Source organism: Pseudomonas sp. FDAARGOS_761 (assembly GCF_013343155.1).
GTDB lineage: Bacteria > Pseudomonadota > Gammaproteobacteria > Pseudomonadales > Pseudomonadaceae > Pseudomonas > Pseudomonas aeruginosa.
Window position 1 is genome coordinate 4,773,821 of record NZ_CP054572.1, and the last position, 21,058, is coordinate 4,794,878.

General features: G+C 67.9%; 15 protein-coding genes. 11 read left to right on the forward strand and 4 right to left on the reverse strand.

Translation table 11 applies throughout. The annotated features are described in order from the left end of the window. Positions 1–2: 2 nt before the first annotated feature. Positions 3–2,279 (reverse strand): two-component system sensor histidine kinase BfiS, encoded by a 2,277-nt coding sequence (bfiS, locus tag FOC67_RS22170; RefSeq protein ID WP_009313280.1) that lies wholly within the window; start codon positions 2,277–2,279, stop codon positions 3–5. 248 nt (positions 2,280–2,527) lie between these two features. Here bfiS and FOC67_RS22175 point away from each other — a divergent pair, with 248 nt between their 5' ends. From FOC67_RS22175 to FOC67_RS22185, 3 genes are all read left to right on the forward strand, one after another. Next, positions 2,528–4,150, forward strand: coding sequence for an acyl-CoA synthetase (locus FOC67_RS22175; RefSeq protein WP_003093598.1), 1,623 nt, complete (start codon positions 2,528–2,530; stop codon positions 4,148–4,150). A 117-nt stretch (positions 4,151–4,267) separates the two neighbouring features. Beyond that, positions 4,268–6,049 (forward strand): acyl-CoA dehydrogenase C-terminal domain-containing protein, encoded by a 1,782-nt coding sequence (locus tag FOC67_RS22180; protein ID WP_003118167.1) that lies wholly within the window; start codon positions 4,268–4,270, stop codon positions 6,047–6,049. 207 nt (positions 6,050–6,256) lie between these two features. After that, positions 6,257–7,123 (forward strand): MBL fold metallo-hydrolase, encoded by an 867-nt coding sequence (locus FOC67_RS22185; RefSeq protein ID WP_003093600.1) that lies wholly within the window; start codon positions 6,257–6,259, stop codon positions 7,121–7,123. A 39-nt stretch (positions 7,124–7,162) separates the two neighbouring features. Here FOC67_RS22185 and FOC67_RS22190 read toward each other — a convergent pair whose 3' ends face one another. Together FOC67_RS22190 and nmoA are read right to left on the reverse strand one after the other, a co-directional pair. Next, positions 7,163–8,203, reverse strand: a complete 1,041-nt coding sequence (locus FOC67_RS22190) for a D-alanine--D-alanine ligase (protein WP_003093601.1) — start codon at positions 8,201–8,203, stop codon at positions 7,163–7,165. A gap of 95 nt (positions 8,204–8,298) precedes the next feature. Further along, on the reverse strand, positions 8,299–9,354 hold the full coding sequence (nmoA, locus tag FOC67_RS22195; protein WP_009313279.1) for a nitronate monooxygenase: 1,056 nt from the start codon (positions 9,352–9,354) through the stop codon (positions 8,299–8,301). Positions 9,355–9,461: 107 nt separating this feature from the next. Between nmoA and nmoR the strand changes: the two genes are divergently transcribed. From nmoR to opmD, 6 genes are all read left to right on the forward strand, one after another. After that, the gene (nmoR, locus tag FOC67_RS22200) at positions 9,462–10,316 is read left to right on the forward strand and encodes a LysR family transcriptional regulator NmoR (protein WP_009313278.1); all 855 of its coding nucleotides are present in this window, start codon (positions 9,462–9,464) and stop codon (positions 10,314–10,316) included. A gap of 79 nt (positions 10,317–10,395) precedes the next feature. Next, positions 10,396–11,562 carry a gluconolactonase PpgL gene (gene ppgL / locus FOC67_RS22205; RefSeq protein WP_003093604.1) on the forward strand — a complete coding sequence of 389 codons (1,167 nt, stop codon included), beginning with the start codon at positions 10,396–10,398 and terminating at the stop codon, positions 11,560–11,562. A 649-nt stretch (positions 11,563–12,211) separates the two neighbouring features. Next, complete coding sequence (gene mexG / locus FOC67_RS22210; RefSeq protein ID WP_009313277.1) at positions 12,212–12,658, forward strand: multidrug efflux RND transporter inhibitory subunit MexG; 447 nt, start codon at positions 12,212–12,214, stop codon at positions 12,656–12,658. A gap of 7 nt (positions 12,659–12,665) precedes the next feature. Then, the gene (gene mexH / locus FOC67_RS22215) at positions 12,666–13,778 is read left to right on the forward strand and encodes a multidrug efflux RND transporter periplasmic adaptor MexH (RefSeq protein ID WP_009313275.1); all 1,113 of its coding nucleotides are present in this window, start codon (positions 12,666–12,668) and stop codon (positions 13,776–13,778) included. Positions 13,779–13,790: 12 nt separating this feature from the next. Beyond that, positions 13,791–16,880 (forward strand): multidrug efflux RND transporter permease MexI, encoded by a 3,090-nt coding sequence (mexI, locus tag FOC67_RS22220; protein WP_003093610.1) that lies wholly within the window; start codon positions 13,791–13,793, stop codon positions 16,878–16,880. Next, a complete protein-coding gene (opmD, locus tag FOC67_RS22225; protein ID WP_009313266.1) occupies positions 16,877–18,340 on the forward strand; it encodes a multidrug efflux transporter outer membrane subunit OpmD in 1,464 nt (487 codons plus the stop codon). The genes mexI and opmD overlap by 4 nt, the downstream gene beginning before the upstream one ends. Before the next feature lie 10 nt (positions 18,341–18,350). Here opmD and phzM read toward each other — a convergent pair whose 3' ends face one another. Further along, complete coding sequence (gene phzM, locus FOC67_RS22230; protein WP_009313264.1) at positions 18,351–19,355, reverse strand: phenazine-1-carboxylate N-methyltransferase PhzM; 1,005 nt, start codon at positions 19,353–19,355, stop codon at positions 18,351–18,353. Between the two features lie 696 nt (positions 19,356–20,051). Between phzM and phzA the strand changes: the two genes are divergently transcribed. Together phzA and phzB are read left to right on the forward strand one after the other, a co-directional pair. After that, positions 20,052–20,540 carry a phenazine biosynthesis protein PhzA gene (gene phzA / locus FOC67_RS22235; RefSeq protein WP_003114729.1) on the forward strand — a complete coding sequence of 163 codons (489 nt, stop codon included), beginning with the start codon at positions 20,052–20,054 and terminating at the stop codon, positions 20,538–20,540. A 29-nt stretch (positions 20,541–20,569) separates the two neighbouring features. After that, positions 20,570–21,058, forward strand: a complete 489-nt coding sequence (gene phzB / locus FOC67_RS22240) for a phenazine biosynthesis protein PhzB (protein ID WP_003123955.1) — start codon at positions 20,570–20,572, stop codon at positions 21,056–21,058.

Sequence of the window (21,058 nt, forward strand, 5' to 3'; positions counted from 1 at the left end):
CGTTAACCTCCCGTGGCGCCGGCGGCGAGCGGCAGCCGGCAGTTCATGAGCAACCCGCCATCCGCCGGCAGCTCGGCTTCGAGGGTGCCGCCGAAGCCCTCGACGATGCTGCGGCTCATCGACAGGCCCAGGCCCAGCCCTTCCGGCTTGCTGGTGTGGAACGGCGTGAAAATGTGTTCCAGCTGATCCGCCGGCACTCCCGGTCCCTGGTCGCGAACCCACAAGCAGAGCAGCCCGCCGGGCTCGACGCGGCTACCGATGACGACCCGCGACGGCGAGCCGGGATGCGCCTCGCGGTTGGCTTCGATGGCGTTGCGCAGCAGATTGAGGAACACCTGTTCGAGCAGCACGCGGTCGGCATACAGCGGCGGCGGATTGTCGGTCATCGCTTCTTCCACCGCCACTTGCCAGTGCCCGGCTTCCCAGGCGCAGAGGCCGATGGCCTCGCGTGCCACCTGGTTGAGGTCGAGCGCCTGCAGGCGCCGCTGGCCCTTGCGCAGGAAGGCGCGCAGGCGCTTGATCACCTCCGCCGCGTGGCCGGCGTGCTCGCCGATCCGCGCCAGCCCCTCGGCCACCCGCCCGGCGGCCTCGGGCTGGCTGCCGAGGACGGCCAGGTAACGCTGGCTGGCGCTGGCGTAGTTCATCACCGCCGCCAGCGGCTGGTTGATCTCGTGGGCGATGCCCGAGGCCAGTTCGCCGAGAGTGACCAGCCGCGCAGTGTGCGCCAGTTCGTCCTGGTGACGGCGCTGCTGGGCCTCGCGCAGTTCGCGTTCGGTCATGTCGCGGGCCACCAGCGAGTAATAGCGCTCCTCGCCGCGGCCGCGATGGGCCAGCAACACCAGCGAGACCGGCAGCGACGGACGCCCGTCCTGCGGTTGCAGGCGCCCCTCGCGGCTCCACACGCCGCCATCGCGCGCCTGTCGCCAACCCTCTTCGGCCAGCCGCGCCGGGGTGTCGCCGGCCAGCAGGCGTTCCAGCGCCGGCGCCTCCTGCCCGTCGGCGATGCCGAGGGCGGCGCGTGCCGAAGGATTGAGGTAGGTGACGCGGCCGCCATGCTCGACGAACAGCACCAGGTCGGTGTTCGCCTCGACCACTTCGGCCAGGCGCCGGCGGTTCTCCTCCGCCTCGACCCGCCGGGTGACATCGCGGGACACGCTGACCACCTCCACCACCGCCCCGGTGTAGGTCTCGCGGATCGCCCGGCTGGCGGTCTCGAACCAGCGGTAGCGGCCGTCGCGGTGGCGGATACGGTAGGTGATGGTCAGGTAGCCGTCCTGCTCCAGCGCTTCGCGCGCGCGCAGCGCCACCTGGCCGCGATCCTGGGGATGGAACAGCGCCTGCGCCGGTCGCCCGCGCAGTTCCTCCGGCCAGTAGCCGAGCAGGGTCCAGGAGGCCGGCGAGGCGTCGAGGAAAACGCCGTCGAGGGTATGCCGGGAAATCAGGTCGGTGGTGTTCTCGGTGATCAGCCGGTACAGCCGGCTGGCCCGCGCCGCCTCGCGCTCGCCGCGCAGGCTGGCGGTGGCGTCGCGGCAGCGCGCCAGCACCCGGGCCTCGGCGCTGTCGGGAATGAACTGCCAGAGCAGGATGCGCCCGTCGCACTCCGCCTCCACCTCGCCGAGGGCCCGCGCCTGCCCCAGGCTGGCGCGCACCAGTTGCCCATGGTTGGCCGGGAGGAAGGCGCGCCAGGCCTCGCGCGGCCGCTCGCCAAGCAAGGCAAGGAAAGCCTGGTTGAATTCCACCGCCTGCGCCTCGCCGTCGAGCAGCAGCGCCGGCTGCGGGTCGGCGGCGAGGAACGGCGCGGCGCGGGTGACGCCACGGGCGGCGGCGAGCAACGGTGCGAGGAGCAGGCCGAGCCAGTCCAGCGCGGCGCTCTGCGGCGTATCGCTGGCCACCAGCAGCAGGCCTTCGTCGCCAGCCTGCAGGTCGAGGGCGAAGGCCATGCCATGCTCCACGCCGGCACGCCGCAAGCGCGCGCCGAGCCAGGACGCGGAACGCCGCAATTCGTCCAGCGCCAGCCGGCCGTCGCGCGCCAGGCGCTCGCGCAACGCCAGGTCGCTGGCCCGGTTCGGCTCGCCGGCACCCGGCGGCAGCGCCGGCGACGGCGGCACCGGGGTATAGGTCTGCGCCTGCGGCTGCCAGGCCAGGTACCAAGCCTGGCGCGTACCCGGATGTTCGAGCAGCAAGAGGCGCAGCGCACCGACCCGCTCGACCAGCGGCGCGCCCTCGCGCAGCAGGCGCAGGAGGCTGTTGAGGGCAGGCGAAGCGGGAAGCGGACTCATGGACGGAAGCGGACCTTGGGAATGCATATGGTAGTTATACTATAAGCTTATGGTTTAACTTCCATATATTTTTCAACGTTGCTATAAATCGCCCCAACCCAAGGAGCGCTTCGCCTGGTCCTTGGAAGCTGTTCACGAACTACCGAGCCAGGGAAAAGCCAGCCGTTCTCGACGCTGTCTTTCCGACTCACGGCAGATCGTGACCCTTGCCCAGAACAGAGCTAACAATCAGCCACGGGGTACTCTTCATGTCGATCTTCGAACAGGGTCTCGCGCCCGCCGCCGTCAACCACATCGCCCTGACGCCGCTGAGCTTCATCGAGCGCACCGCCAGCGTCTATCCGCACTACCCCGCGGTGATCCACGGCAACATCCGCCGCGACTGGGCGCAGACCTACCAACGCTGCCGACGCCTGGCCTCGGCCCTGGCCGGGCGCGGCATCGGCCAGGGCGACACGGTGGCGGTGATGCTACCGAACATCCCCGAGATGCTCGAGGCGCACTATGGCGTGCCGATGATCGGCGCGGTGCTGAACACCCTCAACGTACGCCTCGACGCCGAAGCCATCGCCTTCATGCTGCAACACGGCGAAGCCAAGGTGCTGATCACCGACTACGAATTCCACGAGGTGATCCATGCCGCCATCGGCATGCTCGACCACCCGCCGCTGGTGGTCGACGTCAACGACCCCGAGTATGGCGAAGGCCGCCCGGTTGGCGAACTGGACTACGAGGCGCTGCTCGCCGAGGGCGACCCGCAGTTCGCCTGGGAATGGCCCCGGGACGAGTGGCAGGCGATCTCGTTGAACTACACCTCGGGCACCACCGGCAACCCCAAGGGCGTGGTCTACCATCACCGCGGCGCCTACCTGAACGCGCTGGGCAACCAGATGACCTGGTCCATGGGCCAGCACCCGGTGTACCTCTGGACCCTGCCGATGTTCCACTGCAACGGCTGGTGCTATCCGTGGACGGTGACCGCGCTGGCCGGCGTCCACGTCTGCCTGCGGCGGGTCGATCCGCAAAAGGTCCTCACCCTGATCCGCGAGCACCAGGTCAGCCACCTGTGCGGCGCGCCCATCGTGCTCAACGCCCTGATCAACATGCCCGACTCGGCCAAGGCCGCCATCGACCACCCGGTGCACGCCATGGTCGCCGGCGCCGCGCCGCCGGCCAAGGTGATCGGCGCGGTGGAAGAGATGGGCATCCGCGTCACCCATGTCTACGGCCTCACCGAGGTCTACGGCCCGGTCACGGTCTGCGCCTGGCACGGCGAGTGGGACGACCTGCCGCTGGAGCGGCGCGCCGCGATCAAGTCGCGCCAGGGCGTGCGCTACCCGACCCTCGAAGGGGTGATGGTGGCCGACCCGAAGACCCTCGAGCCGGTGCCGCGCGACGGCCAGTCCATCGGCGAGATCTTCATGCGCGGCAATACCGTGATGAAGGGCTACCTGAAGAATCCCAGCGCCACCGAGGAAGCCTTCGCCGGCGGCTGGTTCCATACCGGCGACCTGGCGGTCTGCCATCCGGACGGCTACATCGAGATCCGCGACCGGCTCAAGGACATCATCATCTCCGGCGGCGAAAACATCTCCACCATCGAACTGGAGGGCGTGCTCTACCGCCACCCGGCGGTGCTGGAGGCGGCGGTGGTGGCGCGGCCCGACGAAAAGTGGGGGGAAACGCCCTGTGCGTTCATTACCCTGAAGAGCGATCATCAGGGGCTCGCCGAGAGCGAGATCGTCGCGTTCTGTCGCGAACACCTGGCCGCGTTCAAGATTCCGCGTACCGTGGTGTTCTCGGAACTGCCGAAGACCTCCACCGGCAAGATCCAGAAATACGTGCTGCGCGAGTGGGCCGCCGCCCTCTGAGCGCCGCCAGCCGAATTGCCCGTGCAGCGGCCGTGCCACGGCGGCCGTAGGCAGGATGCGCACGGGCAACCCTGTACCTGCGGCCGTCCCGCCGGCCGTTCACCGACGAGGTGTGCAATGCCTGAATACAACGCCCCGCTGCGCGACATGCGCTTCCTGCTCAACGACGTGTTCGACGCCCCCGCCCTGTGGCAGCGCCTGCCGCGACTGGCCGAGCGGATCGACGCCGACACCGCCGACGCCATCCTCGAGGAAGCGGCCAAGGTCACCGGCGGCCTGCTCGCGCCGCTCAACCGCAGCGGCGACGAAGAAGGCGCGCAGTGGCAGGACGGCGCCGTGCGCACCCCGGCCGGCTTCCGCGAGGCCTACGCGACCTACGCCGAGGGCGGCTGGGTCGGCCTCACCGGCAATCCGGCCCATGGCGGCATGGGCATGCCGAAGATGCTGGCAGTGCAGTTCGAGGAGATGATGTACGCGGCCAACGCCAGCTTCAGCCTCTACTCGACCCTTTCCGCCGGCGCCTGCCTGGCCCTCGATGCGCACGGCAGCGAGGAGCTGAAGAACAGGTACCTGCCGAACATGTACGCCGGCACCTGGGCCGGCTCCATGTGTCTGACCGAACCGCATGCCGGCACCGACCTGGGCATCATCCGCACCAAGGCCGAGCCGCAGGCCGACGGTTCCTACAGGATCAGCGGGACGAAGATCTTCATCACCGGCGGCGAACAGGACCTCACCGAGAACATCATTCACCTGGTGCTGGCCAAGCTGCCCGACGCGCCGGCCGGTTCGCGCGGCATCTCGCTGTTCCTGGTGCCGAAGTTCCTGGTCGGCGACGACGGCGCGCTCGGCGCACGCAACGCGGTGCACTGCGGCTCCATCGAGCACAAGATGGGGATCAAGGCCTCGGCCACCTGCGTGATGAACTTCGACGGCGCCAGCGGCTGGCTGGTCGGCGAAGTCAACAAGGGCCTGGCGGCGATGTTCACCATGATGAACTACGAGCGCCTGTCCATCGGCATCCAGGGCATCGGCTGCGCCGAGATGTCCTACCAGAGCGCCGTCGCCTACGCCCGCGAGCGCCTGCAAAGCCGCGCGCCGACCGGCCCGGTGGCCAGGGACAAGGCCGCCGACCCGATCATCGTGCACCCCGACGTGCGCCGCATGCTGCTCACCATGAAGGCGCTGACCGAGGGCGGCCGCGCCTTTTCCACCTATGTCGGGCAGCAGCTCGACTTGGCCAAGTACGCCGAGGACCAGGAAGAACGCAGCCAGGCCGAAGCCCTGGTGGCCTTGTTGACCCCGGTGGCCAAGGCCTTCTTCACCGATACCGGCCTGGAGAGCTGCGTGCTCGGCCAGCAGGTGTTCGGCGGCCACGGCTACATCCGCGAATGGGGCCAGGAGCAACTGGTGCGCGACGTACGCATCGCGCAGATCTACGAAGGCACCAACGGCATCCAGGCGCTCGACCTGATGGGCCGCAAGGTGGTCGCCAACGGCGGGCTGTTCCTCTCCATCTTCAGCCGCGAGGTGCGAGCCTTCGCCGCCGGCGCCAACGCCGAACTGGCGGAGTTCGTCACCCCGCTGCTGACCGCCCTGGACCTGCTGGACAACCTCACCCAGGGCATCGTCGCCCGCGCCGGCAACGACCCGCGCGAGATCGGCGCAGCCTCGGTGGAATACCTGCATCTGTTCGGCTATACCGCCTACGCCTACCTCTGGGCGCGCATGGCCGCCGCCGCGCTGCGCCAGCGCGAGGCCGACCCGGCGTTCCACGACGGCAAGCTGGCCACCGCGCGCTTCTACTTCGCCCGCATCCTGCCCCGCGTGCACTCCCTCGCCGCCGCCGTCGAAGCCGGCAGCGAAAGCCTGTACGGCCTGGAGGCGGAACAGTTCTGAAGCTTCCGTCGAGCGTTGTCGCGCGGCCCGTGGGCCGCGTGTTTTTTTCGGGACAGCATGCAGCGCGCTGTCCGCCGACAGCCGGCGATAACGGCGGATAACCGCGAAGCGGTTATTCGCCCTACGACGCCCGGGAAGCCGGCCAGGCATTCCTGAAAAACGACGCAACCGCCGGTTATTCGCTAGACCAGGAACAAGGACATATCCATGCGAACCCTCACCACCCTCCTCGGCAACAGCCAGAAACTCGACGGCGGCGCCATGTTCGGCAATGCCCCGCGCGCGCTCTGGTCACGCTGGATGCAGCCCGATGCGGAGAACCGCATCGACCTCGGCTGCCGTGCCCTGCTGGTGCGCGACGGCGAGCGCAACGTACTGGTGGAGACCGGCATCGGCGCGTTCTTCCCGCCCGCCCTGCGCCAGCGCTACGGCGTCCAGGAAGAGCGCCACGTACTGCTCGACAGCCTCGCCGCGGTCGGCCTGGACGACGCCGACATCGACGTGGTGCTGCTCACCCACCTGCACTTCGACCACGCCGGCGGCCTGCTCGCCGCCTGGGAAGAAGGCCAGCCGGCGCGCCTGCTGTTCCCCAACGCGCATTTCGTCAGCGGCCGCCGCCACTGGCAGCGCGCGCGCCAGCCGCACCCGCGCGACCGAGCCTCGTTCGTGCCGGAACTGCTCGACCTGCTGCAGGCCAGCGGACGCCTGGAGCTGCTCGACGACGGCGAGCGCTCGGCGCATCTGGGCGAGGGCTGGCGTTTCCATTTCAGCGAAGGCCATACCCCGGGCCAGATGCTCCCGGAGATCGCCATGCCCGACGGCCCGGTGGTATTCAGCGGCGACCTGATCCCCGGCGCACCCTGGGTACACCTACCGCTGACCATGGGCTACGACCGCTTCCCGGAAGGCCTGATCGAGGAAAAGGAACGCCTGCTGGACAGCCTCATCGCCCGCAACGGCCGACTGGTCTTCACCCATGATCCGTGCGTAGCCATGGGCCGGGTGCGACGCGACGAACAGGAGCGCTACAGCCTCTACGACACCCTCGAGCGGGTCGAGAACCTCGAGGCCTGAGCGAAAGGTGCGGCCCGCCCCGGCGGCGGGCCGCGGGAATCAGGAACGCGCCTTGCGCGCGCCCTTGCAGCGCTCGATGCCGAGCCGGCAGATCCGCTCGCAGAGTTCGGCGAAACCGATCCCGGCCGCCGCCGCGGCCTGCGGCAGCAGGCTGGTGGCGGTCATTCCCGGCAGGGTATTGACCTCCAGGCACCAGAGCCGGCCCTGTTCGTCGAGGCGGAAGTCGGTGCGGCTGTAGCCGCTCAGCTTCAGCGCCCGGTGTACCTTCAGCGCCAGACGCTGGGCCTCGGCGGCGATCGCCGGCGGCAGGTCGGCGGGAAACACCTCGCGCACCGCGCCGGCCTGGTACTTGTGCTCGTAGTCGAAGACCTCCTGGCCGCCGAGGAGAATCTCGCCCACCGGCAGCGCCTGGTCGTCGAGCACCCCGACGGTGACCTCGCGGCCGGCGACGAAGCGCTCCAGCATCACCTCGTCGCCATAGCGCCCGGCCAGCTCGATAGCCGGCTGCAATTCGGCCTGGGAATGCACGATGGACAGCCCCACAGTGGAGCCCTGGCTGTTCGGCTTGACCACCAGGGGGAAGCCCAGTTGCTCGCGCACCGCCTCTTCCGAGGCCGGCGCCATCAGCCAACTGGCGGTCTCCACCCCGGCGGCGAGGAACAGGCGCTTGGCCACGTCCTTGTCCATCGCCATGGCGCTGGCCAGGTGGCCGCTGCCGGTATAGGCGAAACCACCGGCATCCAGCAGCGCCTGCAGGGTGCCGTCCTCGCCGGTGCCGCCGTGCAGGGCGAGGAAGAACACGTCGACCCCAGCCAGTTCGCCGGCGCTCAGCAGGCTCTGCTTGCCGCTGCGGATGATCGCCAGCGAGTCGGAGTCCGGCGGGACCTCCTTGACCTTGCTCGCCAGCAGGCGGCGCTCTTCCTCCGCGCCGAGCAGGCCGCTGGCGGTATCCACCGCCAGCACCTGGTGGCCGGCGCTGCGCAACGCCTGGATCACCTGCGCGCCGCTGGCGATGGAGACGTCCCGTTCCTCACTGCTACCGCCGAAGAGAACGGCGACCTTCAACTTGTCCTGTCCCATGTTCCACCTGTCGTTCCAGTGCTGGAGGCAGAAAAGCACAACACAGGGGTAACTGAACAGAGACAGTCATCGTCGCGCGCAGCGAACGGCCTCCCTCAGCCGCGCAGTTCCTCGACCAGCGTGCGCAGCAGTTCGGCGGCCGGCAGCTCCCGCGCCAGCGCCGCGCCCTGGCCGGCCCACTGGGCGGCGAAATCATGGTTGCCGCGAGCCAGAGCGGCGGTCTGCAACGCTTTGGTCGCGTCGTAGACGAACGGATAGTCCGGCAAGGGCGGCACTCCAGGCGCGGCGGCATCGAAGAACATCCGGTTGGGCAGGCCGCGGGCGCTGCGCCCGGACATGGTCACGGTCAGCGCGGTGCGCGCCGCGCGCGGCCCCTTCAGCGCCTCGCGGTAGGCGGCGTTGGCCGAGGACTCCGGACAGAGGACGAAGGCGGTGCCCATCTGCACGGCGCTCGCGCCCAGCTCCAGGGCGGCGCGGATGCCCCGTCCGTCCATGATCCCGCCGGCAGCCACCACCGGTAGCGAACCGCGCGCCGCCAGCAGGCGGACCAGCGCCAGGGTGCCGATGGCGGCGTCGCCGCGCTCCGGCTCGAACACCCCGCGATGGCCACCGGCCTCGATGCCCTGGGCGACCACCGCATCGGCGCCGGCGGCCTCCACCAGAGCCGCTTCCCCCGGCGTGGTGGCACTGACCAGTACGCGGATGCCCGCCGCCTGCAACGCGCGAACCTGGTCGCGGGGCGGCGCGCCGAAATGGAAGCTGACCGCCGCCGGCCGCTCTTCCAGCAGCATCGGCAGCAGAGTCGGGTCTTCGAGGAAGCTCAGGTAGATGTTGTTCAGGCGCGCCGGCGGCTCGGCGCCGAACTCGGCGAACAGCGGCTTCAGGTAGTCCAGCCAGGCGCGCTCGCGGGCCGGGTCGGCCTGCCCCGGGCGGTGGCAGAACAGGTTGACGTTGAACGGCTTGTCGGTCAGCCCGCGCACCTCGCGGATCAGCGCCCGGCCTTTCTCGGCGGCGCTACCGGTGATGGCGATCGAACCGAGCCCGCCGGCGTTCGATACGGCGGCGGCCAGCGCCGGCGTGGAGACGCCGAGCATGGGTGCCTGGACGATCGGCTGCTGGATGCCGAGCAGGCGCGTGAAGCGGTCAGTCATGGCGATTCCCTCTCCCGGTCGGACGACACCGCGTCGGCCGACGCTTGACCAATATATCTTCATAAAAGAATATTTTTAACAATTCATTCTCATAAAGAGATAGATCGATGGACCTTTCCTCCCTCGAAATCTTCCGCGCGGTCGCCCACGAAGCCAGCGTCACCCGCGCCGCTCAGCAGTTGCAGCGAGCGCAGTCGAACGTCACCACGCGGATCCGCCAGCTCGAGGAGGACCTGGGCGTCGAACTGTTCCTGCGCGACGGCAAGCGCATGAGCCTGACCGAACGCGGCAGCGAATTCCTCGCCTATGCCGAGCAGTTGCTGGCTCTCGCCGACGAGGCGCGCCAGTCGATGCATCCCGCCGAGCCCGGCGGGCGCCTGCGCCTGGGCAGCATGGAAAGCACCGCGGCCAGCCGCCTGCCGGCGCTGCTGGCGAGCTATCACAAGGCCTGTCCGCGGGTCGCCCTGGAAGTCTCCACCGGCACCAGTCGCGCGTTGTTCGATGGGGTGCGGGCGCGGCGCCTGGACTGCGCGCTGGTGGCCGCCGGCCCGGGCTGGGCCGGCGAACTCGATGGCAGCGGCCTGCGCGGCGAGCCGCTGTTCCGCGAGGACCTGCTGATGATCCTGCCGGCCGAACACCCGCCGGTCCACGACGTCGCCGAGGTGCGCCTGCGCACCCTGGCCGGCTTCGCCCGTGGCTGCACCTACCGGCAACTGGCCGAGGACAGCCTGGGCACACCGCTGACGGTGCAGGAAGTCGGCTCCTACCATGCGATCCTCGCCTGCGTCGCCGCCGGCGCCTGTGTCGGCGTGCTGCCGCGCTCGGTGCTGCAACTGCTCGGCACGCCGCCGCTGCGCAGCCTGCCCCTTGCCGAAGTAGACACCTGGCTGGTCTGGCGCGAAGGCTACGCGACCGCCGCCTTCGAACGCTGGCGCGGCGTGCTGGGCCAGGCCGGCGACTGAGCGGCCAGGGGCGAACCCAACGGCCTGGCTCCGGTCCAACCCCGAGCCATCAGAACAATAGCGAGCCAAGGAGTTGCCCATGAGAAGACTGCCCACCCTCTGCCTGCTGGCCCTCGCGCCGCTCACCGGCGTGGCGCCCCAGGCCCAGGCCGCCAGCCTCTACAACCTGCTGGTGGGGACCTATACCGAAGGCTCCAGCGAAGGCATCCAGGTATACCGCTTCGACGGCGCCGACGGCTCGGTGAAAGGCCCGCTGCGCGTGGCCCATACCAGCAACCCCTCGTACCTGACCTTCGCCCCGGACCAACGCACTCTGTTCGTGGTCAACGAGAACGGACGGGGCGGCAAGGGCGATACCGTCGGTCGCGCCACGTCCTACCGTTTCGATCCGATCAGCGGCCGCCTGCAACAGATCAGCCAGGTCCAGACCCTCGGCGATCATCCGACCTACAGCAGCCTCAGCCACGACGGTCGCTACCTGTTCGTCGCCAACTACTCGGTACAGCCGGAAGGCTCGGTGGCGGTACTGCCGGTGCGCGCGGACGGCTCGCTGGCGCCGGTGGTGCAGGTGGAGTCGCACCAGGCCAGCAAGGTGCATCCGCGCCAGGTTTCCGGTCATGTGCACTCGGTGGTGTCCTCGCCCGACGGCCAGTACCTGTTCGCCCCCGACCTCGGCGCCGACAAGGTATTCGTCTACCGCTACGCCCCGGAACAGGCCGAACGTCCACTGCAGGCGGCCGATCCGGCATTCGTCCCGACCCCGCCCGGCAGCGGCCCGCGCCATCTGATCTTCAGCGCCGACGGGCGTTTCGCCTACCTGACCCTGGAACTGAGCGGCCAGGTGATGGTGTTCGCCCATGAGGGCAATGGCCGCCTGCGTCAGTTGCAGACCCACGACCTGGCGCCTGCCGGCTTCCAGGGCAAAGTCGGCGCCGGCGCCCTGCACCTGTCCGCCGACGGCCGCTTCCTCGGCGTGCTCAATCGCGGCGACGACAACCAACTGGTGACCTTCGCCGTCGACCCGGCCAGCGGCCAGTTGCGTTTCGTCGAACGGCGCTCGGTGGAAGGCACCGAGCCGCGCGAATTCGCTTTCTCGCCCGGCGGGCGCTTCGTCCTCGTGGCCAACCAGAACAGCGACCAGTTGCGGGTGTTCGCCCGCGATCCGCAGAGCGGCCAGGTGGGCAAGACGCTGCAAAGCGTCGAGGTGGGGTCACCGAGCGATCTGCGCTTCGTGGCGGTGCCGTGACCTTGCGCTCGGCCATCCGCCGATACGCCGCTGGGCCGGCGGATCGGCGCTAAGCGGTCATCCGCACTACGGAGCCAGAGCCGAAGCCCGCCCTGGCTCCGAGGCCCACAGGCATGGAGCTTCCGCCCACATACGGCAAGTCCTGTAGGGCGAATAACGCCAGGGGCGTTATCCGCCGCTGTCCCGAAGAACCGGCGGATAACCGCAAGCGGTTATTCGCCCTACGGAACCAGGATCCGCCACGTAGAGGTTTGTCATGCTTACCCTCCAGACGATGGGGTAGCTAACTCGCCCCGGCAGGAGGTCGAATCGTCGCGCAGCGGGTCGAGCGACAGTGATGCCGCGAAGGCGTCTCGCTCCAGGGGAACCGTCGCGACGGGTTGCCCGCAAGCTACACCCAGCCCCTCCCCCAATAGTCCCCGCGACCAATCGTCAGCCCCTCATCCCACCGTCCCGCGACACCAACGAATCCACCTGAAACCCACGTCCAGCAAGGCCTACAGTGCTAATCACAGACGCCCTTGACCTCAACTTAACTTGAGGTTTTATAGTCCCCGCTGCGGTCATACCGCCCCGTTTCCCCAGGACCACGAACCGCCCCCACGGCCGCTTCGCGGCGCCGGATGGCGACCAGCACAAGGAACGACCCATGCAGCGCTTCATCGATAACTCGCTCGAAAGCAACTGGCTCTGGCTGACCGCCCGGATCTGCCTGGCCCTGATGTTCGTCGCCTCGGGACTGGCGAAGCTGTTCGACTATCAGGCCAGCCTGGAGGAAATGCGCGCCGCCGGCCTGGAGCCGGCCTGGCTGTTCAACATCGCCACCGCCGTGACCCTGCTGGCCGGCTCCGCGCTGGTCCTGCTGGACCGCAAGCTATGGCTCGGCGCCGGGGCGCTGGCGGTGTTCCTGCTGCTGACCATCCTCATCGTCCACACCTTCTGGAGCAAGACCGGCGTCGAAGCCAAGCTGGCGATGTTCTTCGCCCTCGAGCACATCGCGGTGATCGGCGGCCTGATCGCCACGGCCATCGCCAGCGTGCAACGCCAGCGGCTGCGCCAGGACGTCTCCGTGGCCGCCACCTACCAGAAGGCCTGAGGCGATCATGCAGAAACCCGTCCTGATCGCCAGTGCCGCGCTCATCTGCGCGGCGGTTATCGGCATCGCCGTCTACGCCACCGGCTCGGCGAAGAAAGACGCCGGCGGTTTCGCCGGCTACCCGCCGGTGAAGGTCGCCCTCGCCTCGGTGGAGCGGCGGGTGGTGCCGCGCGTCTTCGATGGCGTCGGCGAGCTGGAGGCCGGTCGCCAGGTCCAGGTGGCCGCCGAAGCGGCAGGACGGATCACCCGCATCGCCTTCGAATCGGGCCAGCAGGTGCAGCAAGGGCAGTTGCTGGTGCAACTCAACGACGCGGTGGAACAGGCCGAGCTGATCCGTCTCAAGGCGCAGTTGCGCAATGCCGAGATCCTCCATGCCCGTGCGCGCAAGCTGGTAGAGCGCAACGTCGCCTCGCAGGAACAGCTGGACAACGCCGTCGCCGCCCGCGACATGGCGCTCGGCGCGGTGCGCCAGACCCAGGCGCTGATCGACCAGAAGGCAATCCGCGCGCCCTTCTCCGGCCAACTCGGCATCCGCCGCGTGCACCTCGGCCAGTACCTCGGCGTCGCCGAGCCGGTGGCCAGCCTGGTGGATGCGCGGACCCTGAAAAGCAATTTCTCCCTGGACGAAAGCACCAGCCCCGAGCTGAAGCTCGGCCAGACCCTCGAGGTCCTGGTCGACGCCTATCCGGGGCGCAGCTTCCCGGCGCGCATCAGCGCCATCGACCCGCTGATCGGCAAGTCGCGCACGGTGCAGGTCCAGGCCTTGCTGGACAACCCCGAAGGCCTGCTCGCCGCCGGCATGTTCGCCAGCATCCGGGTCTCGCGCAAAGCCGACGCGCCGTCGCTGAGCGTGCCGGAAACCGCGGTCACCTATACCGCCTACGGCGACACCGTGTTCGTCGCCCACCAGGAAGGCGACCGGCCGCTCAGCGCCAAGCGCGTCTCGGTGCGGATCGGCGAGCGCTGGGACGGTCGCGTGGAAATCCTCCAGGGCCTCGCCGAGGGCGACCGGGTAGTGACTTCCGGGCAGATCAACCTGAGCGACGGGATGGCCGTGGAACCGGTCAAGGAAGACACCCTGAGCAGCGCCGCGCCCCCCGTGCCGGTCGCCGGCCGCTGAAGGAACCCCGCGATGACCTTTACCGACCTGTTCGTCCGCCGGCCGGTGCTGGCGCTGGTGGTCAGCACGCTGATCCTGCTGCTCGGCCTGTTCTCCCTGGGCAAGCTGCCGATCCGCCAGTACCCGCTGCTGGAAAGCTCGACCATCACCGTCACCACCGAGTACCCCGGCGCCTCCGCCGATCTCATGCAAGGCTTCGTCACCCAGCCGATCGCCCAGGCGGTGTCGTCGGTGGAGGGCATCGACTACCTTTCCTCGACCTCGGTGCAGGGGCGTAGCGTGGTGACCATCCGCATGCTGCTCAACCGCGATTCGACCCAGGCGATGACCGAGACCATGGCCAAGGTCAACTCGGTGCGCTACAAGCTGCCCGAGCGTGCCTACGACTCGGTGATCGAACGCTCTTCCGGCGAGACCACCGCGGTGGCCTACGTCGGCTTTTCCAGCAAGACCCTGCCGATCCCGGCGTTGACCGACTACCTGTCGCGGGTGGTCGAGCCGATGTTCTCTTCCATCGACGGCGTGGCCAAGGTCCAGACCTTTGGCGGCCAGCGCCTGGCCATGCGCCTCTGGCTCGACGCCGACCGCCTCGCCGGGCGCGGCCTGACCGCCTCCGACGTGGCCGAGGCGATCCGCCGCAACAACTACCAGGCGGCGCCGGGGATGGTGAAGGGGCAGTACGTGCTGTCCAACGTGCGGGTCAACACCGACCTGACCAACGTCGACGACTTCCGCGAGATGGTCATCCGCAACGATGGCAACGGCCTGGTGCGCCTGCGCGACGTCGGTACCGTCGAACTGGGCGCCGCGGCCACCGAGACCAGCGCACTGATGGACGGCGACCCGGCGGTGCACCTGGGGTTGTTCCCGACGCCCACCGGCAACCCGCTGGTGATCGTCGACGGCATCCGCAAGCTGCTGCCGGAGATCCAGAAGACCCTGCCGCCGGATGTCCGCGTCGACCTCGCCTACGAGACTTCGCGCTTCATCCAGGCCTCCATCGACGAGGTGGTGCGGACCCTGGTGGAAGCGCTGCTGATCGTGGTGCTGGTGATCTACCTCTGCCTCGGCTCGCTGCGCAGCGTGCTGATCCCGGTGGCGACCATTCCCCTGTCGATGCTCGGCGCCGCCGCGCTGATGCTGGCCTTCGGCTTCAGCGTCAACCTGCTGACCCTGCTGGCGATGGTGCTGGCCATCGGGCTGGTGGTGGACGACGCCATCGTGGTGGTGGAGAACGTCCACCGCCACATCGAGGAAGGCAAGTCGCCGGTGGCGGCGGCGCTGATCGGCGCCCGCGAAGTGGCCGGCCCGGTGATCGCCATGACCATCACCCTGGCCGCCGTGTACACCCCCATCGGCCTGATGGGCGGCCTCACCGGCGCACTGTTCCGCGAGTTCGCCCTGACCCTGGCGGGCGCGGTGATCGTGTCCGGGGTGGTGGCGCTGACCCTGTCGCCGGTGATGAGTTCGCTGCTGCTCCAGGCGCACCAGAACGAGGGGCGCATGGGCCGCGCCGCCGAGTGGTTCTTCGGCGGCCTGACGCGGCGCTACGGGCAGGTCCTGGAGTTCTCCCTGGGCCACCGCTGGCTGACCGGCGGCCTGGCCTTGCTGGTGTGCATCAGCCTGCCGCTGCTGTATTCGATGCCCAAGCGCGAACTGGCGCCGACCGAGGACCAAGCCGCGGTGCTCACCGCGATCAAGGCGCCGCAGCACGCCAACCTCGACTACGTCGAACTGTTCGCGCGCAAGCTCGACCAGGTCTACACCAGCATCCCGGAAACCGTGAGCACCTGGATCATCAACGGCACCGACGGCCCGGCGGCGAGCTTCGGCGGGATCAACCTGGCGGCCTGGGAAAAACGCGAGCGCGACGCCTCGGCGATCCAGTCCGAGCTGCAAGGCAAGGTCGGCGACGTCGAGGGCAGCAGCATCTTCGCCTTCCAGTTGGCCGCCCTGCCCGGCTCCACCGGCGGCCTGCCGGTGCAGATGGTGCTGCGCAGCCCGCAGGACTATCCGGTGCTCTACCGGACCATGGAAGAGATCAAGCAGAAGGCCCGGCAGAGCGGGCTGTTCGTGGTGGTCGACAGCGACCTCGACTACAACAACCCGGTGGTCCAGGTCCGCATCGACCGCGCCAAGGCCAACAGCCTGGGCATCCGCATGCAGGACATCGGCGAGTCGCTGGCGGTGCTGGTGGGCGAGAACTACGTCAACCGCTTCGGCATGGAAGGCCGCTCCTACGACGTGATCCCGCAGAGCCTGCGCGACCAGCGTTTCACTCCGCAAGCGCTGGCACGACAGTTCGTGCGCACCCAGGACGGCAACCTGGTGCCGCTGTCGACGGTGGTCCGGGTGGAGCTTCAGGTCGAACCGAACAAGCTGATCCAGTTCGACCAGCAGAACGCCGCGACCCTCCAGGCGATCCCCGCGCCCGGCGTCTCCATGGGCCAGGCGGTGGCCTTCCTCGACGACGTGGCGCGCGGCCTGCCGGCCGGCTTCAGCCACGACTGGCAATCCGACTCGCGGCAATACACCCAGGAAGGCAACACCCTGGTGTTCGCCTTCCTCGCCGCCCTGGTGGTGATCTACCTGGTGCTCGCCGCGCAGTACGAGAGCCTGGCCGACCCGCTGATCATCCTGATCACCGTGCCGCTGTCGATCTGCGGCGCGCTGCTGCCGCTGGCGCTGGGCTACGCGACGATGAACATCTATACGCAGATCGGCCTGGTCACCCTGATCGGCCTGATCAGCAAGCACGGCATCCTCATGGTCGAGTTCGCCAACGAACTGCAACTCCACGAGCGCCTCGACCGCCGCGCGGCGATCCTGCGCGCCGCACAGATCCGCCTGCGGCCGGTGCTGATGACCACCGCGGCAATGGTCTTCGGCCTGGTGCCGCTGCTCTTCGCCAGCGGCGCCGGCGCCGCCAGCCGCTTCGGCCTGGGCGTGGTGATCGTCTCCGGGATGCTGGTCGGCACCCTCTTCACCCTGTTCGTGCTGCCCACCGTCTATACCCTGCTGGCGCGCAACCACGCGGAAGTCGACAAGAGCCCGCGCAGCCGGCAACTGGCCGAGGCCGATCTGCTGGTGAACAAGGCATGAAGCGCTCCTACCCGAACCTTTCGCGCCTGGCGCTGGCCCTGGCGGTCGGCACCGGCCTGGCCGCCTGCAGCGTCGGCCCCGACTACCAGCGTCCGCAGTCGCCGCCGCCACGCGTCGCCAGCGAGCACCTCGACGAGTTCTCCGGCGAGCGGCGGGAAGCGCCCTGGTGGAGCTTCTTCGACGATCCGCAACTGGTGCGCCTGGTCGACCAGGCGCTGGCGCGCAACCACGACATCCGCGAGGCCCGCGCCAACCTGCGCAGCGCCCGCGCGCTGTTCGACGACCGCTGGCTCGACCAGTTGCCGCAGGTCACCAGCCAGGCCGGCTACAGCCGCAGCATCGAACAACAGCTGGACTACGACGGCGAGCCGCGCCGGCGCCTGGCGGAGAGCTACCGCGCCGGCTTCGACGCGCAGTGGGAAATCGACCTGTTCGGCCGCCTCGGCCGACTTTCCGACGCCGCCCTGGCCCGCGCCGAAGCGGCCGACGCCGACCTCCGGCTGGTACGCCTGAGCATCGCCGCCGACACCGCCCGCGCCTACTTCGAGATCCAGGGCTACCAGCGCCGGCTGGACGTGGCGCGCGCCCAGGTGCGCAGTTGGCGCGACACCCTGGAGCTGACCCGCAGCAGCCTGCAACTGGGCAGCGGCCTGCCGGAGGACGTGGAGAACGCCCAGGCCAACCTGCTGCGCAGCGAAGCGGCGATTCCGCCACTGACGACCGCGCTGGAGAGCGCCCGCTATCGCCTCGACGTGCTGCGCGGCGAGGCACCGGGCAGCGGCGCGCCGATCCTCGACGGTGGCGGCGCCGCGCCATTGGCGAAGAACCTGCCGCTGGGCGACGTCGACCGCCTGATCCTCCAGCGCCCCGACGTAGTTAGCGCCGAGCGGCAACTGGCAGCGAGCACCGAAGACGTCGGCGCGGCCACCGCCGAACTCTATCCGCGCCTCGACCTGGGCGGCTTCATCGGTTTCTTCGCCCTGCGCAGCGGCGACCTCGGCAGCGCCTCGCGCGCCTTCGAACTGGCGCCCAGCGTCAGTTGGCCGGCGTTCCGCCTGGGCAACGTGCGGGCCCGCCTGCGCGCCGTCGAGGCGCAGTCCGACGCCGCGCTGGCGCGCTACCAGCGCTCCCTGCTGCTGGCCCAGGAGGACGTCGGCAACGCGCTCAACCAACTGGCCGAACACCAGCGTCGGCTGGTCGCCCTGTTCCAGTCCGCGACCCATGGCGCGAACGCCCTGGAGATCGCCAACGAACGCTACCGCGCCGGCGCCGGCAGCTACCTGGCGGTGCTGGAGAACCAGCGCGCGCTGTACCAGATCCGCGAGGAACTGGCGCAGGCGGAGACCGCCTCGTTCGTCAACGTCATCGCCCTCTACAAGGCGCTCGGCTGGGGCAGCGGCGACCTGGCGCCGGGCGCCGGCCAACTGGCCGCCGGCGAAACCGCCGGGGCCAACCGTTGAGAGTTCCGATTCAGGCCCTGGCAGCGACGATCATGCGGGTTTCCATCGGCAGGTCGACGATCCGCTCCACCGCGAAGCCGCCGCGCCCGAGCAGGTCGACCACCTCCTCGGTGGTGCGGTGGCGGCCAGCGCAGGCCATGAACAGGTGCACGTCCCAGAGCACCGACATCGGCGACGGCTCGCTGGCCGAGATGGTCCGCTCGATCACCACCACCCGGCCGTCGCCGGCCATCGCCTCGCGGCAATTGCCGAGCAACCTCAGGCTGGCGGTTTCGTCCAGATCGCCGATGATCCGCGACAGCAGGTAGATATCGCCGTTGGACGGCACCTCTTGCAGCATGTCGCCGCCCACCAGGCTGACGCGCTCCCCTGCCAACAGGCTGGAGAGGTTGTCGCGGGCCACGCCGAGGGAACCCTCGCGGTCGAGCATCACGCCCCGGGCGCTGGGCTCGGCCTGCAGGATGGCCTTGGTCAATTCGCCGGAACCGCCACCGACGTCGACGAAGCTACGCCCGCGGAAATCCAGGAGCCTGGGGATCTCATGGAAGGCCAGGTTGCTTGCCTTCATCGCCAGCAGGAAGCGCCGGCCGGCATCCGGGCAGCGCTTCAGGTAGCTGTAGAAGTCTTCGCCGAACGCCAGCTCGAAGCCTGGGGTACCGCTGAGCAGCGCCTCGCAGGCGGGCGTCCAGGCGGCGTGGAACTCCTCGCCGTAGAACAGCACCATGTCGCGGAAGGAGCCCTCGACATCCCTCAGCAGGTGGCTGGTGGGGGTATTGGCGTAGCCGTCGCGGGTATCGCCCTGAAAGATCTCGAAGGCCACCAGCAGGCGCATCAGTCGATGGATGCGCTCGGCATCGGAACCGACCGCGGCGGCCAGCGTCTCGTCGCTGTCGATCCCGCTCTCGATCAGATCGGCCAGCCCGAGGCGCGTAGCGACGTAGACGCAACGGGACTTCCATTCCCCGGTAACAACTTGTATCAAATTACGCGCAGCAGCAAGATTCGAATTATTCATCTTTTATTCTCTCTCGTTACACATTTCCGTAACCCGAGAAGTACCCAAGCGCTCTATTTCGCACTTCTTGCCCGCTCGGCGAGAAATACCGCAGAACACCCCGGTTCATTCGGAACTTTGAGAAAAAATGCGCTCATCCCCCGGATCAGCGCTCCCTGGATCTCGTTGCGGAAACAACCCTGAAACTTTCCAACTGCCTGTTCCAGAGCCTTTTCCTGCGTACCGAAAGAATAAAATTACAACTTGGCTACAACCTCCGGCATTGCAGGAAGCATCAGCTTAGCAATCCCGCATACCCTGTCTGGCACCTACCAGATCTTGTAGTTGAGCCGGTACGAGCGTTCTGTGTTTTATGCAATCCACATCAGCGACCAGGGATGCTGGCTATTTGAAACACTTCACGGAATGACGCTGAAAGTCTTCGCGACCTCGTCTGTCGCACCTTAACGAAAGCATTGCGAATCCATTACCGACAGGTTTTCAAAAGAAACCCGGGATGAAACTCCTATTGCCTTTCGAAAATTGGAAACGACAGGCGAACATATGTAACGCGAAATTTCACTCTACGTATAAACAATGCGCCCAGCGAATATCGCTCCCTTACCGAGCGACGAACTCCTGCGCGCCAGCGAATAACCGATGCCGCGAGGGAAAAGTTTCTCCGGCATACCTGCAGAGCCCTCTCGGAGGCGGCGCATGAACGGTCAGCGGTACAGGGAAACACCCCTCGACATCGAGCGTCTGCGGCGCCTGAATCGCGCCACGGTGGAGCGCTACATGGCCATGAAGGGGGCCGAACGGTTACAGCGGCACAGCCTGTTCGTCGAGGACGGCTGCGCCGGCAACTGGACCACGGAAAGCGGCGAACCCCTGGTTTTCCGGGGCCATGAGAGCCTCAGGCGGCTCGCCGAGTGGCTCGAGCGCTGCTTCCCCGACTGGGAGTGGCACAACGTGCGGATCTTCGAGACCGAGGATCCGAACCACTTCTGGGTCGAGTGCGACGGGCGCGGCAAGGCGCTGGTCCCGGGGTATCCGCAGGGCTATTGCGAGAACCACTACATCCATTCCTTCGAACTCGAGAACGGCCGGATAAAACGTAATCGCGAGTTCATGAACCCGATACAGAAATTGCGTGCATTGGGAATAGCCGTTCCGCAAATAAAACGTGACGGTATTCCCACTTGAATGACATCTACCGCCAAGGAGCATTGACGATGCCTGACACGACAAATCCAATCGGTTTCACCGATGCCAACGAACTTCGCGAAAAGAATCGCGCCACCGTCGAGAAGTACATGAATACCAAAGGCCAGGATCGCCTGCGCCGCCATGAACTTTTCGTCGAGGACGGCTGTGGCGGTTTATGGACCACCGATACCGGCTCGCCCATCGTCATTCGTGGCAAAGACAAACTTGCGGAACATGCCGTCTGGTCATTGAAGTGCTTTCCCGATTGGGAGTGGTACAACATAAATATATTCGGAACCGACGACCCCAATCATTTCTGGGTCGAATGCGACGGTCACGGCAAGATTCTTTTCCCCGGATATCCCGAAGGTTATTACGAAAACCACTTCCTGCATTCCTTCGAACTTGAAGACGGCAAGATCAAGCGCAACCGCGAATTCATGAACGTCTTCCAACAATTGCGCGCCTTGAGCATTCCGGTCCCGGAAATAAAACGCGAAGGCATTCCCACTTGA

Bases quoted from the DNA above. Each gene is read 5' to 3' on its own strand.
- bfiS (WP_009313280.1), bottom strand. From the start codon at position 2,279: ATGAGTCCGCTTCCCGCTTCGCCTGCCCTCAACAGCCTCCTGCGCCTG.
- FOC67_RS22175 (WP_003093598.1), top strand. From the start codon at position 2,528: ATGTCGATCTTCGAACAGGGTCTCGCGCCCGCCGCCGTCAACCACATC.
- FOC67_RS22180 (WP_003118167.1), top strand. From the start codon at position 4,268: ATGCCTGAATACAACGCCCCGCTGCGCGACATGCGCTTCCTGCTCAAC.
- FOC67_RS22185 (WP_003093600.1), top strand. From the start codon at position 6,257: ATGCGAACCCTCACCACCCTCCTCGGCAACAGCCAGAAACTCGACGGC.
- FOC67_RS22190 (WP_003093601.1), bottom strand. From the start codon at position 8,203: ATGGGACAGGACAAGTTGAAGGTCGCCGTTCTCTTCGGCGGTAGCAGT.
- nmoA (WP_009313279.1), bottom strand. From the start codon at position 9,354: ATGACTGACCGCTTCACGCGCCTGCTCGGCATCCAGCAGCCGATCGTC.
- nmoR (WP_009313278.1), top strand. From the start codon at position 9,462: ATGGACCTTTCCTCCCTCGAAATCTTCCGCGCGGTCGCCCACGAAGCC.
- ppgL (WP_003093604.1), top strand. From the start codon at position 10,396: ATGAGAAGACTGCCCACCCTCTGCCTGCTGGCCCTCGCGCCGCTCACC.
- mexG (WP_009313277.1), top strand. From the start codon at position 12,212: ATGCAGCGCTTCATCGATAACTCGCTCGAAAGCAACTGGCTCTGGCTG.
- mexH (WP_009313275.1), top strand. From the start codon at position 12,666: ATGCAGAAACCCGTCCTGATCGCCAGTGCCGCGCTCATCTGCGCGGCG.
- mexI (WP_003093610.1), top strand. From the start codon at position 13,791: ATGACCTTTACCGACCTGTTCGTCCGCCGGCCGGTGCTGGCGCTGGTG.
- opmD (WP_009313266.1), top strand. From the start codon at position 16,877: ATGAAGCGCTCCTACCCGAACCTTTCGCGCCTGGCGCTGGCCCTGGCG.
- phzM (WP_009313264.1), bottom strand. From the start codon at position 19,355: ATGAATAATTCGAATCTTGCTGCTGCGCGTAATTTGATACAAGTTGTT.
- phzA (WP_003114729.1), top strand. From the start codon at position 20,052: ATGAACGGTCAGCGGTACAGGGAAACACCCCTCGACATCGAGCGTCTG.
- phzB (WP_003123955.1), top strand. From the start codon at position 20,570: ATGCCTGACACGACAAATCCAATCGGTTTCACCGATGCCAACGAACTT.